Genomic DNA, 18,421 nt, shown 5'->3' on the forward strand with positions numbered 1-18,421 from the left:
CGCCTGTGCCAAACTGCGGGCATGCCGGTTGTCCTTTCGAGCGCGTTCGCGATCCTCGTCTACGTGGCTGCCGCGGTATTGCTCGCGATCGCGATCGCGCGCCCGCCCGGACCACCACGTGCACTCGCGCCGCTGCTGGCCTGGCTCGCCGCAACCGTGCACGCCGTGCTGTTGTTCGGCATGCACCGGAACGGTGTCGACCTGCATTTCTTCGCCGCACTGTCGCTGTGCGGTTTCGGCATTGCCCTGACCACACTCGTGGTGAATCTGACACGCCCGGTGGCCGGTCTCGGCGTGATCGTGTTTCCGCTCGCCGCCCTGCTGCTCGCCATCGACACCTTCCTTGCGCCAGCAACCAACCCACAGCAGCTCGAGTGGCAGATCAACCTGCACGCCGCGTTCGCCCTGCTCGGCTACAGCCTGCTCAGCATCGCCGCGGTACTGGCCATCCTGCTCGCCCTGCAGGAGCGCGCACTGCGCCAGCGCCGCCTCGACTCCGGCCTGATCCGCGCCCTGCCACCGCTGACGCTGACCGAAGCATTGATGTTCCGCCTGATCGCCGCCGGCTTCGTCCTGCTGACCTTGACCCTGCTGAGCGGTGTGCTGTTCGTCGACGATCTCTTCGCCCAGCACCTCGTGCACAAGACGACACTATCGATCATCTCGTGGGTCGTGTTCGGCCTGCTGCTGTTCGGGCGCTGGCGCTGGGGCTGGCGCGGTCGCCGCGCCGTGCGCCTGACCCTCGCCGGCATGGCGATCCTGCTGCTCGCCTTCTTCGGCACCAAATTCGTGCTCGAGCTGCTGCTGGCGCGCAAGGCGTAGCCGCCCCTCAGCGCACCGACGGATCCTGCGCCGAAGCGAAGAACATGAGGTAGACGAGGCGCGCATTCTCCAACGAGTCGCCGAAACCGGCACCAGCGGTATGCCACAGCCACGGCCTCAGCAGTACGAGCCGGTTGAAGCGCATCGGCACCTGCATCGTCTGTTCCCACGCCGCGTCGTCATTGCTGTCCCGTTCGATGATGTCGCGATGCATCTCGGCCATCGAGGCATAGCCCATGGCCGCAAGTTCCGCCGGGTCGATTGGCGCACGCTCACTGCCGGTACGCCGATGGCGGAAGAACTCGGTGCCGCCATGGCAGTGCTGCGGAAGGCTGAGGTAGAGGATGCCCGACCAGTGCGAATGGTCGATATGCACTTTCGCTGTGCCCACGTCGGCGGCCATCGTGATCCGGCACTTCGCATGCGACTGCGGCGGATCGACCGGTTTTAGCGGCTCACCGACGATGCGTGAGACAGCATCATCAAGCCCCGCCAGTCTGATCCGCTGCAACGAATTGCGACCGGGAAATGCACCCTGCTGCTCGGGATAGGTCAGGCGCAACGCGGCGTTGCGCACCTCGTGCGGATCTCCGAGGAAGTCGTCAACGACGATGAGCGAGGTAGGCATGGCCGTGCAGACTAGGGATGTTTGGGTCGGCAGCGCAAGACATGCCCGGATCATTCCCGATCACGCCGGCAGCCGCGACCGCCAGGCCGCGGAGTCGCGGAGTCGCGGAAACAGCCTCAACTGCGAGTCGGTGGATCAGCGCTTGGGATGTTCTGATCAATCCCTTGGCATGGTCGAGCCATGATCAAAGCTCGCGCGCCGCGGCGATCGCCTCGTCGAGACGGTCGACGCCGGTGATATGGAGCTCGCCGATGCGCGCTTTCTTCGGTGCATTCGCCTTCGGCACGATCGCGCGCGTGAACCCATGCGTGGCCGCCTCGCGCAGGCGTTCCTCGCCGTTCGGCACCGGCCGGATCTCGCCGGACAAGCCGACCTCGCCGAAGGCGACCAGCTTGTCCGGCAAGGCACGGTCGCGGAAGCTCGACAGCACCGCGAGCAGTACCGGCAGGTCGGCCGCGGTCTCCTGCACGCGGATGCCGCCGACGACGTTGACGAACACGTCCTGGTCATACACCGCCGCGCCGCCGTGCCGGTGCAGCACGGCAAGCAGCATGGCCAGCCGGTTCTGCTCGAGACCGAGGGCGACACGACGCGGGTTCGGCAATGCCGAGGCGTCGACCAGCGCCTGCACCTCGACCAGCAACGGTCGTGTGCCCTCGCGCGTGACCATCACCGCGCTGCCCGGCGTCGGCTGCGCATGTGCCGACAGGAAGATCGCCGAGGGATTCGGCACCTCCCTGAGCCCCTTCTCCGACATCGCGAACACGCCCAGTTCGTTGACCGCACCGAAGCGGTTCTTGAACGCGCGCAGGATGCGGAAGCGGCTGCCCGATTCGCCCTCGAAATAGAGCACCGCATCGACCATGTGCTCGAGCACGCGCGGTCCGGCGATGCCGCCTTCCTTGGTCACATGACCGACCAGGAACACGCTGGTGTCGGTTTCCTTGGCGAAGCGTACGAGCCGAGCCGCGGATTCGCGCACCTGGCTGACCGAACCGGGAGCAGCGGTCAGCAGTTCGGTCCAGATCGTCTGGATCGAATCGATGATCAGCACGTCGGGCTTAGCGTTCGCGGTCTCGGCGAGAATGCGTTCGATCGAGGTTTCCGCGAGCGCTTCGAGCCCTTCCAGCGACAGACCGAGACGCTGTCCACGCGCAGCCACCTGGGCCAGGCTTTCCTCACCGGTCACGTACAGGCCGCGCAGGCGTGCACCGAGCATGCCGAGCATCTGCAGCAGCAGGGTCGACTTGCCGATGCCAGGATCGCCGCCGATCAGCACCACCGACCCTGCAACCAGACCGCCGCCGAGGACGCGATCGAGCTCACCGATGCCGGTCGCATGCCGCTGCTCGGCCAGTGCCGCGACCGCTGCCAGTCGCGTGATTCTCGCCGTATCGCCGCTACCGGCGTAGCCCCCGCGGCGTACGGCGACGGCACCGGCCTTGACCGCTTCGACGACGATTTCGGTCAGCGTGTTCCAGGCCGCACATCCGGTGCACTGCCCCTGCCACCTGGAATGCTCGGCACCGCAGTCGGTGCACACGTACGCGGTTTTTGCCTTGGCCATTCGGGCCTCCAGTCAGTGCCGCACGGACCAGCACTCGATGACGTCCGTGGATGCTGACGCCGTATCCAGTGATCGGTCCAGCAGCCGCGTCAGGTCGCCACGCCTGGCCGTGCCTGCGCGCGCCTTGAGGAAATCGGCTGCCATCTCCATCGCACCGATCTGCCGCGCGACCGCCGGGACGATCCGTTGATCGAGGGAAACGCCGCCCTCGATGGCCAGGCGTGTGGCCACGCCCTTGAGCGACTGCGGCAAGTGCAGCGGATATTTGTAGCGTTGGGCCTGCGTCATCTGATCAGTCTCCCGAGGATTGTTCGCGGCGTCACGATGGCAACGCCCAGGCCGAGCGCCGGGCGGAAATCCTTGACCTTGTGCGTCATGGCGGCATCGACCCGGCCATTCGACGCGGCTTCCAGCACCATCTCATCCACCGCTTCGGACAACATCGGCCGCGTCCGGAACGAGATATCGATGCCCTCAGCAACCGCGGCGAAGGCGCGCATCACGGCCGCCACGTCATCAAGGCTGCGCCCTGTCGCGGGCCGGATCGCTTCCCGACTCAACACCGCCTCGTGCTCGAGGAACAGCGCCGCGGAGCACTGCGGCGTCACCCCGCCCCGGTCGCCCCATCGCAGCAGCAAGGTGCAGGTCCCGCCGCGGCGTCGGAATGCCGCCACGACCATGTTGGCATCCGGAACAAACCTCTTGGAGGCAGCATAGATGGATCCGATGAGATGTCAAAAACACTGCCGCAGCGAATGCGGCCCTGACCGCAGGGAGCCTCTGCACGACTCGTCGGTCTTCGCGAGCTTGTGCAGCAATTCGGCGACGATGACCTCGACTCGATCGTATCGGCAAGGCCCATGGCACGATTCCGCCACGCCTGTCCGAACCGAAGCCAGCCTCTTGCTCCGGCTGCGCTCGATCCGCTGGGCTCAACCCTCGTCTTCAAGGAAACGTACGCGCCGCGTCATGCCGCAGGTCAGCTCGTAGCCGATCGTGCCGGCGTGCGCGGCGATCTCCTCGACCGGCAGGCCTTCGCCCCAGAGGACGACGCGCTCGCCGATGCGGGCCTGCGGGGCAGCGCGCAGGTCGACGGTGACCAGATCCATCGACACGCGCCCGATGATCGGCACACGCGCCTCCCCGACCAGCACCGGCGTGCCGGTGGCGGCGGAGCGCGGATAGCCATCGCCATATCCGACCTGGATCACGCCGACGTCCATGTCCTCGGGACAATGCCAGGTCGCCGCGTAGCCGACCGGCTCGCCGCGAGCGACGCGGTTGATCGCAACGAGCTTGCTGGCGAAGGTCATCGCCGGGCGGAAGCCGAGGTCGGCCGCGCTGCGGCCCTCGATGACGGAAATGCCATAGAGGAGACCGCCGGGCCTGACCCAATCGCCACGCGCCCGTTCCCAGCCGAGCACGGCGGCTGAGTTGGACAATGCGCGCTCGCCGGCGAGGCCAGCGAAAGTGGCGGCGAATACATCGATCTGCTGCGCGGTCTGGGCGTCGCCGAATGCGTCGGAGTTGGCGAAGTGGGTCATCAGGCCGATCGCCGGATCCACGTTCGAGAGCGCGCGCAGGCGCTGGTATGCCGCGCGCGCCTCGTGCGGGGCAAAGCCGAGCCGATGCATGCCGCTGTCGAGCTTCAGCCAGACACGCAGCGGGCGCGGGTCGCGGTCGGCGGCGAGCCAGTCGATCTGCGCGGCGTGGTGCACAGCCGATTCGAGATCGAGGCGATGCATTTCGGCGATGTCGGCCGGCTCGTCGATGCCGGACAGCACGACGATGCGCTGGCGCACGCCACTCGCGCGCAGGCGCTGGCCGTCGGCGATGCAGGCGACGCCGAAGGCATCGGCAGCGGAAAGCGCGCGGGCGACGCGCTCGAGGCCGTGGCCGTAGCCGTCGGCCTTGACCACCGCCATGACCTTGGCGTCATGCGCGAGCGAACGCAGGCGCGCGAGGTTGTGGCGCAAGGCGCCGAGGTGGATCGTCGCGCTGGTCGCCCGGCTCACTCGAACTGGCTCGCGTAGCGATCCGAGGCGAGGTTCTCGAACTTCGTGAACTGGCCGAGAAAGGCGAGCTTGATCGATCCGGTCGGGCCGTTGCGCTGCTTGCCGATGATGATCTCGGCCACGCCCTTCTCGGGCGAATCGGCGTTGTAGTACTCGTCGCGGTAGATGAACATGATGAGGTCGGCGTCCTGCTCGATCGCACCCGACTCGCGCAGGTCCGACATCACCGGTTTCTTGTCCGTGCGCTGCTCGAGCGAACGGTTGAGCTGGGAGAGCGCGATCACGGGGACCTCAAGTTCCTTCGCCAGGGCCTTCAGTCCACGCGAGATTTCGGATATTTCGGTGGCGCGATTCTCCTTGTTTCCGGGCACCTGCATGAGCTGCAGGTAGTCGATCACGATCAGGCCCAGGTCATGCTCGCGCTTGAGTCTGCGTGCACGCGCGCGCAGCTCGCCGGGCGACAGCGCCGGCGTGTCGTCGATGAAGATCTTCGCCTCGCTCAGCATGGTGATCGCGCTGGTCACGCGCGGCCACTCCTCCTCGGCGAGGTCGCCGGTGCGCAGGTGCTGCTGGTTGATGCGCCCGAGCGAGGAAATCAGGCGGAACGCGAGCTGCGTGGCCGACATCTCCATCGAGAACACGGCCACTGCCTTCTTCGTGCGCATGGCGGCGTTCTCGGCCATGTTCAGCGCCAGCGCGGTCTTGCCCATCGAGGGCCTCGCCGCAAGGATGACGAGGTCGGAGGGTTGCAGGCCGGTGGTCATCTCGTCGAGGTCGAGGAAGCCGGTCGGCAAGCCGGTGACCTGCCCCTTGTTCTCGAAGCGATGACTGAGGATCTGGAAGGCCTCCTTGGCCGCCGTGCGCATCGGCACGAAGCCCTTGCGCCCACGTGCGCCGGCCTCGGCGATGCGGAACACCTTCTGTTCGGCGGTCTCGAGCAGTTCCTGACTGGAACGCCCTTCCGGCTGGAATGCGTCACCGGCGATCTCTGTGCCGGTGTCGATGAGCTGGCGCAGCACGGAGCGCTCGCGAACGATCTCGGCATAGGCGACGATGTTGGCCGCACTCGGCGTCGAGTTGGCCAGTTCGATCACGTAGTCCATGCCGCCGACCTGCTCGGCCAGCCCCTGCGTCTGGAACCATTCGCCGAGCGTGACCGCATCGCAAGGCATGTCCTTGGCTGCCAGTTCGTTGATCGCGCGGAAGATCAGGCGATGGTCGCGCCGGTAGAAATCCTCCTCGTTGATGCGATCGGCCACGCGCTCCCAGGCATCGGGCGCGAGCATGAGGCCACCAAGCACGGCCTGTTCGGCCTCGATCGAGTGCGGCGGCACGCGCAGCGCTTCGACGTTCGGCACCGGCTTGCGTTCAGGAAAGGCTGCGGACATCGGCGTGTCGACGATGAAATCGGGACAGGGATACTAGGGCCAAGTCTCAGCGGCTGCGACGTACAGGCCAGTGGACAAGCCCATGTCCGGCACGGAACAAGCTGTGGACAAGCTGTGCGTGTGCGGCAACGAAAACGGGCGCCTCGCGGCGCCCGTTGCGACGTTCCGCGTGACCGCGGAGTCAGCTCTCGGCGACGACGATGACCTTGACCATCGCGTCGACGTCGGCATGCAGGTGCACGCGCACCTCGAACTCGCCGACATGGCGGATCGGGCCGTCGCCCTGCACGACTTCGCTCTTGTCGAGGGCGAGGCCGATGCCGGTGAACGCCTCGGCGATGTCGCGAGGACCGACCGAACCGAACAGCTTGCCTTCGGTGCTGGCGTTGGCCTTGATCGTGACTGGCTCGGCAGCATCGAACTGTGCCTTGCGCGCCTCGGCGCCGGCGAGCTGCTGGTTGGCCTTGGCTTCGTACTCGGCGCGACGCTTCTCGAACTCGGCCAGGTTGGCTTCGGTCGCCGCGACGGCCTTGCCCTGCGGCACGAGGTAGTTGCGGCCATATCCCGGCTTGACGTTGACCTTGTCGCCAAGGTTGCCGAGATTCTTCACTTTCTGCAGGAGGATCAATTGCATGGGGTTACCTCAATTCGTTAGCGCCGGTTGCCCGGCGCAGCTTGCGCTGTCCGAATCAGCCCGCGTGCGGGCTGGAGCGGGATATCAGTGGCTGTCGCTGTATGGCAACAGGGCAAGGAAACGTGCGTGCTGCACGGCCGTGGTCAGCTGGCGCTGGTAGCGCGCCTTGGTGCCGGTGATGCGGCTCGGCACGATCTTGCCGGTCTCGGTGATGTACTGGCGCAGCGTGTTGAGATCCTTGTAGTCGATCTCGGTCACGCCCTCGGCGGTGAAGCGGCAGAACTTCTTGCGGCGGAAGAACTTGGACATGGGATGGATTCCTCGATTCGGATTCGGTTATTCGGCTGCCGCGGCAGAGGCCGCGCGCTCGGAACGCTCGCCACGATCACCGCGGCCACCACGCTCCTCGAAATCACCATCACCACCGAAGCCACCTTCGTCATCGCGACGGCGGCGATCGCCCTTGTCGTCCTTGTTCTTCATGATCGCCGACATCTCGGTGACGGCGTTGTCGCGCTTGATGACCAGATGGCGCAGCACGGCGTCGTTGTAGCGGAAGCCGGACACGAGTTCGTCGAGCACCCCCTGGTTCGCCTCGATGTTGAGCAGCACGTAGTGCGCCTTGGCGAGGTGCTGGATCGGGAATGCAAGCTGGCGGCGGCCCCAATCTTCGAGACGGTGGATCTTGCCGCCATCGGCCTCGATCATCGACTTGTAGCGCTCGATCATCGCGGGGACCTGCTCGCTCTGGTCCGGATGGACCATGAACACGATTTCATAGTGACGCATGGAGGTTCCTTGTGGGTGTCCGCACGGGGTGCGGGGTCAGCCTCCCGCCGATGCGGTGAGGCAAGAAACTCCGCCGGGACCGGCGAAGGGCCGCGGATACTAATGCTTTCAGCGGGTTGCGGCAAGCCGCGGAGCCGGAAATGGGGGAATGGTTTGAAGCATGACTCTTGATTCTTTGCATTCCCCATCCCCGATTCCCCGTTCCCGGCTCCATCAGAACGCATGCACCGTCGATGGCGGGTCGCGCAACCAGCGCGACCAATCGCGGGCCAGCGCGGCGAGACCGCCCGGGTAGTGGGTGTCGAGCAAACCGCCTGCGTCGACCGGGACGCATGAGTCGGCGCGCTGGGCAGCGAGCACGGCGGCAAACGCAGCGCGGCCTGCAGGCCGCTCCATCAGTACGGCGACCAGGGCGAAAGCCTGCAGATAGCGCTGTTCGCGCCCCTCGGCGAGGAAAGAGTCATGCTCACGGGCGAGCAGATCGACCAATTCCTCGATGCCTTCGGTGCTGATGTGCAACGGCGACCACGAGCGCGCCGGCGCGACCTGCGCACCGAGACCGGACACGCTCATGCGCTCGAAAAACCCGGCCAGACCCTCGTTCAGCACGACCGGCAGACGACCGACACGTTCGTGCACGAGCGCATGGCTGATCTCGTGGCGCAGGACGAGGAAGGCCACTTCCTCGTCGGCCTGCCAGCGCACATGGATGGTGCGGTCGCGCGAGGAATACGCCCCCGCCGACTCCGCCAGTGCCGGAGCCGCTACAAAGCGCGCGTAGGCTTCCGCGGACTGCACGAAAACGACATCGAGCACAAGTCCGGATTCGCCTCCGACACCGAGCTGATCGCGCAGGCTGCGCTCGATCGCCAGCGCATCGGCAACCGCACGCTGTTGCAGACCGGTCGGCAGGTTGACGTCGTGGCCACGCGCACGCACGACGATCGGCGGCACGCCCTCGACTTCGAGCACACGATGGTCGCTGGCGCCCCGACCGGGTGGAGTGTCGGAATAGTGAGTGATACCGCTGGCGTCGACCCAACGGTGCACGGCAATGCGCGACGTCTTCACAGCGGCGGCAGTACCGGCGAGACAACGTCCACCCTCCCTTGGCAGATGGGCGATCAGCGCGCCGGCATCGCTGCCGGCGTGCAGCTCCGGGGCTGCCACCACCGGGACGTCAGGCCGCTGCGAAGGCTCCGGATTGCCCGCCGGAACGGATGCGCGCACCGCCTCCTGCACCGGGATCGAGGCAACGGCGGAAGCCGATTGCTCCGCGTCGCCACGCAGGGTCAGCCCCCATGCCGCCAGCGCGCACAGCAATGCCGCGACCAGTACGGATGCGACCTTCATGCGCACCCCCGCGAACACCGGTGCATGCGCGCCCCCAACACGGTGACTATCGCCAGGCTGGCAAGCGTGGTCATGTGGGTGAGCATAGAGCGTGGACGACGGGCATAGGCAAATCGGCCTGTTGCGGCGAACGCAAAGTCGCTTGTCTGGAGGCGTCGTCTCCCCGGCGCTGAGAGCTTTCAAGGAAGATGCGCAGAATCTCCAGAAGTACGTACTCTGGCCATGATTCTCAAGTTTCTCCGCTCTGACCCTGTCTCTCCCGACGCACGGCGCCGGGCGAAACGCCGATGAACCGCTTGAAGGCGCGGCCGAACGCGGCTTCGGACTCATAGCCCAAGCGCCTCGCCAGGACCGCGAGCGGCGCGTCTTCTTCCTTGAGGCATGTCAGCGCGACATGCATCCGCCAGCTCGTCACGTAGTGCATGGCCGGCTCACCGACGAGCTCCGTGAAGCGCGCCGCAAACGCCGAACGCGACATGGCGACCTCGGCTGCCAAGGAGGCAACCGTCCACGCACGCGCAGGGTCGCGGTGGAGGAGCGAGATGGCGCGGCCAATCTGTTTGTCGCGAAGGGCGCCAAGCCATCCGGTCTGCGCGGCAGGATCCTCCAGGATCCACGATCGGATGGCTTGGATGACCAGGATGTCGGCGAGGCGCGTGATGACCGCTTCCCCTCCGGGCCGCAGCTGTCGCGCCTCGACGGCCATCAAACGCAGCAGGCTCTGGATCCACTCCGTATGGGGTGAAGTCCACGCCTCCAGGCTGATTACCCTCGGCAGGAGCTTGACGAGACGATGCGCGGCCGGGTGATCGAAGCGAACTGCGCCACACACGAGACTTGTGGGCTGCCCACCTCCGCCATGGCGGAGAACTTCGTAGCGCTCGCTGACCTGCTCGCGGGGGAGATCGAACAGCTTCGCCGCCGGGACCCCGCGCGCACTGGAGATCTGGTGGCCTTCGCCGTGAGGCACGAGCGCGAATTCCCCGGGCTGCAGCAGTCGAGGCTCCGCACCGTGGACCTCAAGCCAGCAGCGACCGGCGGTCACCACGTGGAACAGCAAGCAGTTCGACATCGGTGGAAGCTCCAGCCCCCACGGTGCGGTCAACTCCGAGCGCGTGTACACAACGCCGCGCATGCGCAGGAAGTGCAGCGCCTCCCCTAGCGGGTCGACCATAGCCCAGGGCTTGCCGGGAGGATCGACGGTGGATGCTGCCTGGTCCATGCCCCAGTCTATCCACGCGGCCAACTACGGATCAATACCGTTTGGACGAATGATCATGGATTATGGACTTTAAGCAATAGATCATCCTTATTAACCTCCATATAGTGGACGAAATGCAATACGGAACGCTGCCGCTTCAGACCCGAAGCCCAGCGCCATTCCTCCCAGGGAGAACAGGCCATGCAAAACACAGAAGCGTCCGGAGAACGGGGAAACCTGACGCTGGTCCTGGCCGGCACCGGCAAGACCGGCCGCCGGGTCGCAGATCGGCTGAAGGCGCGGGGAATTCCTGCCCGGGTGGGCTCGCGTTCGGGTGAACCGCCGTTCGATTGGGCCGATCCGACGACGTGGACACATGCCCTGACGAACGTGCGTTCGGTGTACCTCGCCTACGCCCCGGATCTTGCGGTGCCCACCGCGCCCGGCGCGATCCGCACGTTCGCCGAGCTTGCGGTGCGCAGCGGGGTTCGACGGCTAGTCCTGCTCTCCGGCCGGGGCGAAGAGGAGGCCCAGCGCTGCGAGCAGCTGGTGCAGGACTCCGGGGCAGAGTGGACGATCGTGCGCTCGAGCTGGTTCTGCCAGAACTTCAGCGAAGGCATCTTTCGAGAGCTCATCCTCGGCGGCGAGGTCGCCCTTCCGGCAGGGTACGTCGCCGAGCCGTTCATCGACGCCGACGACCTCGCGGACGTCGCCGTGGCGGCCCTGACGGAGGACGGGCACGCAGGCCAGGTCTACGAACTCACTGGTCCCCGCCTGTTGAGCTTCCCGGAGGCCGTCGGAGAGATCGCCGAAATATCCGGCCGGGAAGTCCGGTACGTCGAGGTCTCCCACGAGGCTTTCGTCTCCGAACTGACGAAGAATGGCGTTCCGGCAGCCTACGTGGATCTTCTGCAGTATCTCTTCACCACAGTCCTGGACGGCCGAAACGCGCACGTGACCCAAGGCGTCCAGCGGGCGCTAGGCCGCAGCCCCAAGGATTTTAGCGAGTACGCGCGCGACGCCGCCACGACCGGCGTTTGGGACGCCGCTGGCAATCACGCGGCCGGTGCGCAGCAGGAGAAACAGGGTCAGAGTACGTTTTCTCTTCAATAGATCACGAGAAACAGGGTACGGGGTTCCTCTGCCCCCGTTGGTCATGCCGGTATTGCAGGCCCCAACTTCAACTGCGTGGTTACACCCGGCGATCACATCTTTCAAGGAGGATACGCAGAATCTCCGGAAGAGTGAGCGAAAAACGATTGGGTCTCTCGTCGCGGTGATAGTCCCGATTCGGATCGAGTCTTCCCCGCGCACGTGGGGATGTTTCCAATCACGGCGAATCGGTTGGCCCGGCGGCGCGGCAGATTGAGAAATCGACCACGGTCTCAGAACCTGCCACAGGTGTTTTCGAGACCAGAAAAACAACAGAGCCAGTGACCGTAAGTCACTGACCCTGCCGTCTCGGTATATGGCGCGCCCGGAGAGATTCGAACTCCCGACCACCAAGTTCGTAGCCTGGTACTCTATCCAACTGAGCTACGGGCGCATGGATCGTTTCGCTGTCGACGAAGCATGCCGCAAAGGGCGACCCGGCGTCGCGAGGGGCGGCATTATTCTTGCCCGCCGCGGTTTCGTCAACTGCCCGAAGCCGTCGCAGTCAGGCTCTCCGAGCCCCTGCAGGGCGGCTGCTCATGTCTTTTTCTTCTTCGCCCGCACGTACAGCACGAGGCTGTGTTCCTCGATCACATAGCCATGCCGCTCGGCGATCTCGTGCTGCAGGCGCTCGATTTCCTCGCTGGTGAACTCGATGACCTTGCCGGTATCGAGGTCGACCATATGGTCGTGATGCTTGCCACGGTCCAACTCGTAGACGGCCTGGCCACCCTCGAAGTTGTGCTTGAGCACGAGCCCCGCCGACTCGAACTGGGTAAGCACGCGATAGACCGTGGCGAGGCCGATGTCGTCCTCGTGGTCCAGCAACTGGCGGTAGATGTCTTCGGCAGTGAGGTGGCGTCCGTCATGCGATTCGAGGATCTCGAGGATGCGCATGCGCGGGTGGGTCACCTTGAGGCCCGCCTTGCGAAGATCGGTCGATTCCAGCATGCCGTAGCCTCCTTCGTTTCGGGCAACGATTCGCGAACGGGCGCTAGTGTATCATCCGGCATCCATCCTCCCCCGGACCGTTGACGCATGTGCTTTCGTTGGCTCCTCGTGCTCACCCTGTTGCCGCTGGGCGGTTGCGGGATGCTCTACAAGCTCGATGTGCAGCAGGGCAACCTGTTCGATCAGGAACAGGTCGAATCGCTCAAGCCCGGCATGAGCAAGCGCCAGGTGCTGCTGGTGATGGGCTCACCATCAGTGGTCAGCCCGTTTGACTCGAGTCGCTGGGACTACGTGTCGACGATCCGCCGTGGTCGCGGCAAGATGGATACCAAGGATCTCGTCCTGCACTTCGACGGTGATTCTCTTGCCCGCATCGAGGGCGACTACTTCCCGGAAGATCCTGACGTGCTGATCCGCGACGCGCGCAAGTACAAGCGCCAGTATCCCGACGAGAAGCGCGAGGATGACAAGAAGCGTCGTGGCGGCGAAGGCCAGGGTTGATCAGCGCCTGATCGCCCGCGCGCGACGGGCTTCCTTCGGATCGATCAACAACGGGCGGTAGACTTCGACGCGGTCACCATCGCTCAGCACGTGGTCGCGCGCCACGTGCTTCGACCATACCCCCGCATCGTGCGCATCGACATCGATGCCGGTCGCCTCGGCCAGACCGGAGGCCGTGATCGCCTCGGCCACCGTCGACCCGACCGCCAGCTCGCAGGCGCGCAGGAACTGGTGCCGTGCGTCCACATAGGCCACTTCGACACGGATGCGCTCAGTCATTCGGCTTCATCGCCTCGCGCACGAAATCGTCGACCATGCGATCGGCGAGATTCTGGAAACCAAGCCGCAACGCTGGCGCGGTCAGGCGGCCCGAGTATTCGAAATCGAGGGCGAAGGCGATCTTGCAGCCATTCTCGCCGAGCGCGAGGAAGTTCCAGTCGCCGACCAACGAACGGAACGGGCCGTCGACGAGGTTCATCAGGATGCGTCCCGGTCGTTCGAGCGCGTTGCGCGTGGTGAAGCTCTGCGTGAAGCCGGCGATACGCAGATCAAGGCGCGCAACCATGGACTGACCGTCGCGCTCCAGCACGCTGGCGGCGGCGCACCAGCCGAAGCGCCTCGGGTATGCTTCGATCCCGTTGACGAGGTCGAACATGCATTCTGGCGTTTTCGGCACGAGGGCACTGCGGCGGATGCGGATCACGCGGGGGCTCACGTCGATGCCGGCGCCGGCCGGCGGGTATGGAAGATTGGCGCATCAGGTCAGGCGCGTCCGCATGCGGCGCCCGTACCGACACGACGACGCAACACCGTTTGCAATTCCGATTCTAGGGATGCTCTGATCCATTCCACAACGGCGTCACCGTCCTGCGCGGGCGTGGCCCGGCGTTGCGCCGGGCCGCGAACCTTGCGGATGTCATGACGCCATTGCGGAATGGATCAGAGCGCCCCCTGTCAGGTCTGATCGAATCCCTTCGCGGCTGGAGCCGCTCCCACAAAGCCTTGGATTCGTGGAAGCGACCTCAACCGTGAAGGGCAAAATCAGGGCATCCCAAGCGAACATGGCCAAGGCAAAAGACAAAGACAAGAAGGGCGGCGGCACGATCGCGCTGAACAAGCGCGCCCGCCACGAGTACCAGATCGACGAACGCTACGAGTGTGGCGTCGCCCTGCTCGGCTGGGAGGTCAAGGCGCTGCGTGCCGGCCGCATCAACCTGACCGACGCCTACGCGATGGTGCGCCACGGTGAGATCGTGCTGTTTGGTGCTTCGATCCCGCCACTGATCTCGGCCTCGACCCATGTCGTCGCCGAGGACCGGCGCACGCGCAAGCTGTTGCTTCATCGTGCCGAGATCGACAAGCTGATCGGCGCGGTCGAACGCAAGGGCTACACCCTGGTGCCGATGGCGCTGTACTGGAAGGGCAACCGGATCAAGCTCGAACTCGGCCTTGCCCGCGGCAAGCAGGAACACGACAAGCGCAACGCCGCCAAGGACCGCGACTGGGCACGCGACAAACAGCGCGCGATGCGGGCGCACAACAAGAGCGCCTGACAAGCCAGGGGGAGCACCATGCACCAGGATCGGACGATCAAGGCGGGCGTCGGCACGCTCCTGTTCACCACCATGCTGTTCGCTGCAGCCACGGTGTCGGCGGCCAGCGTCTACAAGTGCAAGGGCAAGGACGGCGAGGTCTCGTTCTCGAACACGCCCTGCCCCGAAGCGCCCGCCGCCACGCCGCACGCGACCTACACGCCCGAGCCGGAACGCAAGCCCCGCGAAGCAGAGCCATCCTTCGACGAGGCGCTGCCGTTCGACCGCAACGCGCCGATCGCCACCGGTGAAGTGCCGGATCATCCCGCCAATACGCCCCTGCCCTCGATCGTGTCGTCGCCGCAAGCCGATGTCCGCGGCTACACGTGCTCGGTGGATGGCCGTACCTGGGTGCAGTCCGCGCCCTGCCCGGCGACGGCCACGGTCAACCGCTACAAGTCCGTGACCAGCCACATGCCGATCACCGGCGAGCCGATTCACGGCGTAACCAGATTCGAGGAAACACGCAGCGTCGAGCAACGTGCGCTGTCGCGCACCGAACTCTGCGATCAGCTGCGCCGCAACGCCGCCACTAGCCGGGGTGAAGCCCGCGCCTCGGATTCCGCCTACGAACGCAACAAGCTGCGCCAGGCCAATGGTTGTTGAGTCCCGCTCGGGCAACGGGCCGGCCTGGACGTCGCCGCGATACGGGCATCGACACGCGCACGGCGTCAGCGGTGCCTGATCCCGGATGTGCGGCACAGATGGGCCGTGCACACATGGCTATCATCGGTGCGCCCCAGGACAACCCAGGACCTCGCATGTCGTCGATCGAACGATCCGACCTGACTTCATCCCGTGCACGACCGGAACGCCAGCCGTTCTGCCTGACGAAACCGGCGCGGGCGTGCTGGGCTTTCCTGCTGCTCGCCCTGACCGGACAGGCCTTGGCGCAGGCTTCGGCGGTGAACTACGACATCGTCTATGTACGCCAGCCACGGTTTGGCGATCTGCAGAACACCATCTGGCCGGAGATTTTCCATCCTGGACGCATCGATCCGGGCGCCGACCTGATGCTGCTGCACCCCGATGGCAGCGAGGAGGTGCTGGTCGACTGCACCGTCTGCAGCGTGACCGACCCGATGCTGAGTTTCGACGCGCAATGGGTCTACTACAGCCTGTTCCACGACGTCAGTCCGGGTCAGCTCAACGGTCAGCGTGGCCAGCTTTCACGACGTGGCGCGGACATCTTCCGAATCCATCTGCAAAGCCGACAGATCGAACAGCTGACCTTCGGCGAGTTCACCCCGGCAACCGGCGCGGGCAACTTCGACGAGACCAATCCGCTCGATCCGCCCGGACAATTCAATCGCCTCGGCTACGGCATCCTCAACCTCGGCCCGATGCCCCTGCCCGGCGGGCGCATCGCCTTCACCAGCAGCCGCAACGGCCTGTTGCCCACCGCCCCATTCACCAACCCGAACATGCAGCTGTTCGTGATGGACCTGGACGGCAGCAACCTGGATCCGATCGCACCGATGACCTTGGGCAGCGCACTGCACCCGACCATCCTGCGTGACGGCCGGTTGATGTTCTCCTCCTATGAATCCCAGGGCCTGCGTGACCGCCGCGTCTGGGGCATCTGGACGATCTGGCCCGATGGCCGCAACTGGGCACCGCTGGTCAGCGCACTGACCGCACCGGAGGCCTTCCACTTCATGACCCAGACCAGCAGCGGCGAAGTGGTGGTGGAGGCGTACTACAACCTCAACAACAACGGCTTCGGCGCGCTCTACGGTCTACCGCCGGCCCCACCCGCCGGGCAACCAGCCTTCCACAGCGCAACGATCGCCGAAAACCCGCCGATTCCGCACACGCTGTCGAACACCGCGCAGCCGGGCACGTTCCGTTTCTCCTTCACCCCGCGCGGCTATCGCGCCATCACCCCGCTGACCCACCATCAGGATCACGCCGCACCGATCGACGGCAACGGTGTCCGCAACGGCAAGTTCACCCATCCTTCGGCCGCGCCGGGCAACAACCTCCTGGTGGTCTGGAGCCCGGGACCGGCCAACGATCTCAATCGCCCCACGCCGATCCCCTACTACGACGCCGGCATCTACCTGATCGCCGACAGCGAGCAGGTCTGGAACCGCAACCAGTTGCTGCTGCTGAAGAACGACCCGGCCTACAACGAAGCCTGGCCGCGCGCAGTCGTTGCCTACAGCACCATCCACGGCGTGGCCGAACCGGCCCAGCTGCCGCGCCTGGCCAACGACGGCAGCGTGCATGCAGCGCTGCCGGCCGGCACGCCACACGGCCTGGTCGGCAGCAGCAGCCTGTACAAGCGCGAGAGCGCGCCGGGGCGAGGCTATGCCAGCTTCCAGGGCATGGATCCATTCAACACTGCGGAAAACGAAGCCTGGAGCAACTGGGCCCATCAGGGGGCCGACGCCGGTCGCTATGCCAACAGCGACATCTGGGGCCTGCGCATCCTGGCGATGGAACCTAACGTCGATCGCCGCTACGGACCCGGCGCCAGCCTGGACGGCGACTACAGCAGCTTTGCCAACGAACGCCTGCGCGTGCTCGGCGAGTTCCCGGTGCGCAAGTTCAACGCCAACGGACAACCGATCCTCGATGCCGAGGGCAATCCCGACACCAGCTTTCTGGTCAAGCTGCCCGCCGATACCCCCTTCACCTTCCAGACCATCGACCGCAACGGCATGGTGCTGAACATGGCGCAGACCTGGCATCAGGTGCGGCCCGGAGAAATGCGCGTGGACTGCGGCGGCTGCCACGCCCACAGCCAGCAGCCGCTGGCCTTCGAAGGCACAGCCGCCAGTGCACCCGGCTACCCGATCCTGGATCTGGGCGAGATCACGCCGTGGCTTACGCAGAACGAAGCCGGCGACCCGGTGGTGCAGAATCTTCCGGGCGGGGTGCGCGACGTCGAGTTCCTGCGCGACATCCGTCCCTTGCTGCAACGTTCCTGCGTGCAATGCCACAACGGCACACAGAACGCCGGCAACCTGGACCTGTCCATCACCGCCAACGTGCCGGCCTGCGACGGCAATGCGCCACAACTGCCAGGCGACTATCGCCGCCTCGCCGCAGATCAATGCGCCACCTACGGGCACAAGCCGGTCATCCCCAACAAGGTCTGGCGACAGACCAATGCCAGTCGCTACATCCGCATGTTCCAGAGCCGACGCAGCCTGCTGGTGTGGAAGCTGTTCGGTGCGCGCCTGGATGGCTGGACCAATGCCGATCACCCGACCGAGACCGTGCCCGGCGATGCCACCACAATGCCAGCCGGCGCCCACACCAACCATGCGGATCTGGACTACACCGGCGAGATCATGCCGCCACCGGGATCGGGCGTGCCGCCCCTGAGCCGCGCAGAGCGCATGCTGATCGCGCGCTGGATCGATCTGGGTGCGCCAATCAATCTGGCCGAACTGCGTGGCCGCCCGGGCGAAGGCTGGTTCATCGACACCCTGCGCCCCACCTTGACCCTCGCCTTGCCCAAGCCCGGGCTCAACACCGCCCCGATCACCGAGTTCCTGTTCGGCGCCGCCGACCTCAACAGTCGCATCGACCCGCCCAGCCTCTCGCTGCGCGCCAGCTTCGCCGTGGCCGGTCGTGCCCCCGGTGCAGAACTGATCGATCTGGCCCAGCCTCTTGGCGACGGGCGCTACCGGCTGCCCCTGCCGGCGGCCTTGCCCCTGCTGGTGAACGCTCGCCTGGATCTGGAAGTGCGCGACCAGCAAGGCAACGTCCACCGCCTCAAGCGAAGCTTCGACACCCAAGGGGTCGATCAGCTGTTCAAGGATGGCTTCGATCCCCCCGGCTGACCACCGTCATCAGCCTCCATTTGGAGCATGG

20 protein-coding genes and 1 tRNA gene are annotated in these 18,421 nt (G+C 65.7%); 6 read left to right on the plus strand and 15 right to left on the minus strand.

The genetic code is table 11. From position 1 onward, the window contains the following. The first annotated feature begins 21 nt into the window (after positions 1 to 21). On the plus strand, positions 22 to 822 hold the full coding sequence (locus KF907_RS14720) for a cytochrome C assembly family protein (protein ID WP_291221592.1): 801 nt from the start codon (positions 22 to 24) through the stop codon (positions 820 to 822). A gap of 7 nt (positions 823 to 829) precedes the next feature. Here the strand turns inward: KF907_RS14720 and KF907_RS14725 are convergent, their stop codons facing one another. The 11 genes from KF907_RS14725 to KF907_RS14775 form a co-directional block, all read right to left on the minus strand. Beyond that, entirely contained in the window at positions 830 to 1,450 is a 621-nt protein-coding gene (locus KF907_RS14725) for a DUF6445 family protein (protein WP_291221594.1), read from the minus strand. A gap of 184 nt (positions 1,451 to 1,634) precedes the next feature. Next, on the minus strand, positions 1,635 to 3,017 hold the full coding sequence (gene radA / locus KF907_RS14730) for a DNA repair protein RadA (RefSeq protein ID WP_291221596.1): 1,383 nt from the start codon (positions 3,015 to 3,017) through the stop codon (positions 1,635 to 1,637). 12 nt (positions 3,018 to 3,029) lie between these two features. Continuing rightward, entirely contained in the window at positions 3,030 to 3,305 is a 276-nt protein-coding gene (locus KF907_RS14735; protein WP_291221598.1) for a hypothetical protein, read from the minus strand. Further along, on the minus strand, positions 3,302 to 3,745 hold the full coding sequence (locus tag KF907_RS14740; protein ID WP_343214766.1) for a PIN domain-containing protein: 444 nt from the start codon (positions 3,743 to 3,745) through the stop codon (positions 3,302 to 3,304). Before KF907_RS14740 ends, KF907_RS14735 begins: the two co-directional genes overlap by 4 nt. Before the next feature lie 204 nt (positions 3,746 to 3,949). Continuing rightward, a complete protein-coding gene (alr, locus tag KF907_RS14745; protein WP_291221600.1) occupies positions 3,950 to 5,032 on the minus strand; it encodes an alanine racemase in 1,083 nt (360 codons plus the stop codon). Next, positions 5,029 to 6,420, minus strand: a complete 1,392-nt coding sequence (locus KF907_RS14750; RefSeq protein ID WP_291221602.1) for a replicative DNA helicase — start codon at positions 6,418 to 6,420, stop codon at positions 5,029 to 5,031. Before KF907_RS14750 ends, alr begins: the two co-directional genes overlap by 4 nt. A 181-nt stretch (positions 6,421 to 6,601) precedes the next feature. Further along, positions 6,602 to 7,054 (minus strand): 50S ribosomal protein L9, encoded by a 453-nt coding sequence (gene rplI / locus KF907_RS14755; RefSeq protein WP_291221604.1) that lies wholly within the window; start codon positions 7,052 to 7,054, stop codon positions 6,602 to 6,604. Positions 7,055 to 7,138: 84 nt separating this feature from the next. Beyond that, positions 7,139 to 7,363: a 30S ribosomal protein S18 gene (rpsR, locus tag KF907_RS14760; protein ID WP_291221606.1), complete on the minus strand. Its 225-nt coding sequence runs from the start codon at positions 7,361 to 7,363 to the stop codon at positions 7,139 to 7,141. A 27-nt stretch (positions 7,364 to 7,390) separates the two neighbouring features. Next, on the minus strand, positions 7,391 to 7,843 hold the full coding sequence (rpsF, locus tag KF907_RS14765; protein ID WP_291221608.1) for a 30S ribosomal protein S6: 453 nt from the start codon (positions 7,841 to 7,843) through the stop codon (positions 7,391 to 7,393). A gap of 213 nt (positions 7,844 to 8,056) precedes the next feature. After that, positions 8,057 to 9,196, minus strand: a complete 1,140-nt coding sequence (locus KF907_RS14770; RefSeq protein WP_291221610.1) for a DUF4124 domain-containing protein — start codon at positions 9,194 to 9,196, stop codon at positions 8,057 to 8,059. A 229-nt stretch (positions 9,197 to 9,425) separates the two neighbouring features. Further along, complete coding sequence (locus tag KF907_RS14775) at positions 9,426 to 10,418, minus strand: AraC family transcriptional regulator (protein ID WP_291221612.1); 993 nt, start codon at positions 10,416 to 10,418, stop codon at positions 9,426 to 9,428. Between the two features lie 180 nt (positions 10,419 to 10,598). On the opposite strand from KF907_RS14775, the gene KF907_RS14780 reads away from it, so the two are divergent. Then, positions 10,599 to 11,510, plus strand: a complete 912-nt coding sequence (locus KF907_RS14780; RefSeq protein ID WP_291221614.1) for an NAD(P)H-binding protein — start codon at positions 10,599 to 10,601, stop codon at positions 11,508 to 11,510. Between the two features lie 356 nt (positions 11,511 to 11,866). Here KF907_RS14780 and KF907_RS14785 read toward each other — a convergent pair. Then, positions 11,867 to 11,943: transfer RNA gene (locus KF907_RS14785), tRNA-Arg, on the minus strand. A gap of 143 nt (positions 11,944 to 12,086) precedes the next feature. Continuing rightward, positions 12,087 to 12,497, minus strand: coding sequence for a ferric iron uptake transcriptional regulator (gene fur, locus KF907_RS14790; RefSeq protein ID WP_291221676.1), 411 nt, complete (start codon positions 12,495 to 12,497; stop codon positions 12,087 to 12,089). Between the two features lie 90 nt (positions 12,498 to 12,587). On the opposite strand from fur, the gene KF907_RS14795 reads away from it, so the two are divergent. Next, positions 12,588 to 13,001, plus strand: a complete 414-nt coding sequence (locus KF907_RS14795) for an outer membrane protein assembly factor BamE (protein ID WP_291221616.1) — start codon at positions 12,588 to 12,590, stop codon at positions 12,999 to 13,001. On the opposite strand, the gene KF907_RS14800 is transcribed toward KF907_RS14795, so the two are convergent. Both KF907_RS14800 and KF907_RS14805 read right to left on the minus strand, forming a co-directional pair. Then, positions 13,002 to 13,280 (minus strand): RnfH family protein, encoded by a 279-nt coding sequence (locus KF907_RS14800; protein WP_291221618.1) that lies wholly within the window; start codon positions 13,278 to 13,280, stop codon positions 13,002 to 13,004. It lies immediately after the preceding gene. Beyond that, the gene (locus tag KF907_RS14805) at positions 13,273 to 13,704 is read right to left on the minus strand and encodes a type II toxin-antitoxin system RatA family toxin (RefSeq protein WP_291221620.1); all 432 of its coding nucleotides are present in this window, start codon (positions 13,702 to 13,704) and stop codon (positions 13,273 to 13,275) included. The genes KF907_RS14800 and KF907_RS14805 overlap by 8 nt, the downstream gene beginning before the upstream one ends. Before the next feature lie 358 nt (positions 13,705 to 14,062). Here KF907_RS14805 and smpB point away from each other — a divergent pair, with 358 nt between their 5' ends. From smpB to KF907_RS14820, 3 genes are all read left to right on the plus strand, one after another. Next, complete coding sequence (gene smpB, locus KF907_RS14810) at positions 14,063 to 14,554, plus strand: SsrA-binding protein SmpB (RefSeq protein ID WP_291221622.1); 492 nt, start codon at positions 14,063 to 14,065, stop codon at positions 14,552 to 14,554. 18 nt (positions 14,555 to 14,572) lie between these two features. Then, positions 14,573 to 15,199 carry a DUF4124 domain-containing protein gene (locus KF907_RS14815; RefSeq protein ID WP_291221623.1) on the plus strand — a complete coding sequence of 209 codons (627 nt, stop codon included), beginning with the start codon at positions 14,573 to 14,575 and terminating at the stop codon, positions 15,197 to 15,199. Between the two features lie 155 nt (positions 15,200 to 15,354). Then, positions 15,355 to 18,390: an HzsA-related protein gene (locus tag KF907_RS14820; RefSeq protein WP_291221625.1), complete on the plus strand. Its 3,036-nt coding sequence runs from the start codon at positions 15,355 to 15,357 to the stop codon at positions 18,388 to 18,390. Positions 18,391 to 18,421 lie beyond the last annotated feature (31 nt).

Origin of the sequence: Dokdonella sp. (assembly GCF_019634775.1) — a bacterium.
In the GTDB taxonomy this organism is placed as follows: Bacteria; Pseudomonadota; Gammaproteobacteria; order Xanthomonadales; family Rhodanobacteraceae; genus Dokdonella.

What these genes read in the sequence shown, in the direction of transcription:
- KF907_RS14720 (WP_291221592.1), top strand. Translation starts at nt 22, where the DNA reads ATGCCGGTTGTCCTTTCGAGCGCGTTCGCGATCCTCGTCTACGTGGCT.
- KF907_RS14725 (WP_291221594.1), bottom strand. Translation starts at nt 1,450, where the DNA reads ATGCCTACCTCGCTCATCGTCGTTGACGACTTCCTCGGAGATCCGCAC.
- radA (WP_291221596.1), bottom strand. Translation starts at nt 3,017, where the DNA reads ATGGCCAAGGCAAAAACCGCGTACGTGTGCACCGACTGCGGTGCCGAG.
- KF907_RS14735 (WP_291221598.1), bottom strand. Translation starts at nt 3,305, where the DNA reads ATGACGCAGGCCCAACGCTACAAATATCCGCTGCACTTGCCGCAGTCG.
- KF907_RS14750 (WP_291221602.1), bottom strand. Translation starts at nt 6,420, where the DNA reads ATGTCCGCAGCCTTTCCTGAACGCAAGCCGGTGCCGAACGTCGAAGCG.
- rplI (WP_291221604.1), bottom strand. Translation starts at nt 7,054, where the DNA reads ATGCAATTGATCCTCCTGCAGAAAGTGAAGAATCTCGGCAACCTTGGC.
- rpsR (WP_291221606.1), bottom strand. Translation starts at nt 7,363, where the DNA reads ATGTCCAAGTTCTTCCGCCGCAAGAAGTTCTGCCGCTTCACCGCCGAG.
- rpsF (WP_291221608.1), bottom strand. Translation starts at nt 7,843, where the DNA reads ATGCGTCACTATGAAATCGTGTTCATGGTCCATCCGGACCAGAGCGAG.
- KF907_RS14770 (WP_291221610.1), bottom strand. Translation starts at nt 9,196, where the DNA reads ATGAAGGTCGCATCCGTACTGGTCGCGGCATTGCTGTGCGCGCTGGCG.
- KF907_RS14775 (WP_291221612.1), bottom strand. Translation starts at nt 10,418, where the DNA reads ATGGACCAGGCAGCATCCACCGTCGATCCTCCCGGCAAGCCCTGGGCT.
- KF907_RS14780 (WP_291221614.1), top strand. Translation starts at nt 10,599, where the DNA reads ATGCAAAACACAGAAGCGTCCGGAGAACGGGGAAACCTGACGCTGGTC.
- KF907_RS14795 (WP_291221616.1), top strand. Translation starts at nt 12,588, where the DNA reads ATGTGCTTTCGTTGGCTCCTCGTGCTCACCCTGTTGCCGCTGGGCGGT.
- KF907_RS14800 (WP_291221618.1), bottom strand. Translation starts at nt 13,280, where the DNA reads ATGACTGAGCGCATCCGTGTCGAAGTGGCCTATGTGGACGCACGGCAC.
- smpB (WP_291221622.1), top strand. Translation starts at nt 14,063, where the DNA reads ATGGCCAAGGCAAAAGACAAAGACAAGAAGGGCGGCGGCACGATCGCG.
- KF907_RS14815 (WP_291221623.1), top strand. Translation starts at nt 14,573, where the DNA reads ATGCACCAGGATCGGACGATCAAGGCGGGCGTCGGCACGCTCCTGTTC.
- KF907_RS14820 (WP_291221625.1), top strand. Translation starts at nt 15,355, where the DNA reads ATGTCGTCGATCGAACGATCCGACCTGACTTCATCCCGTGCACGACCG.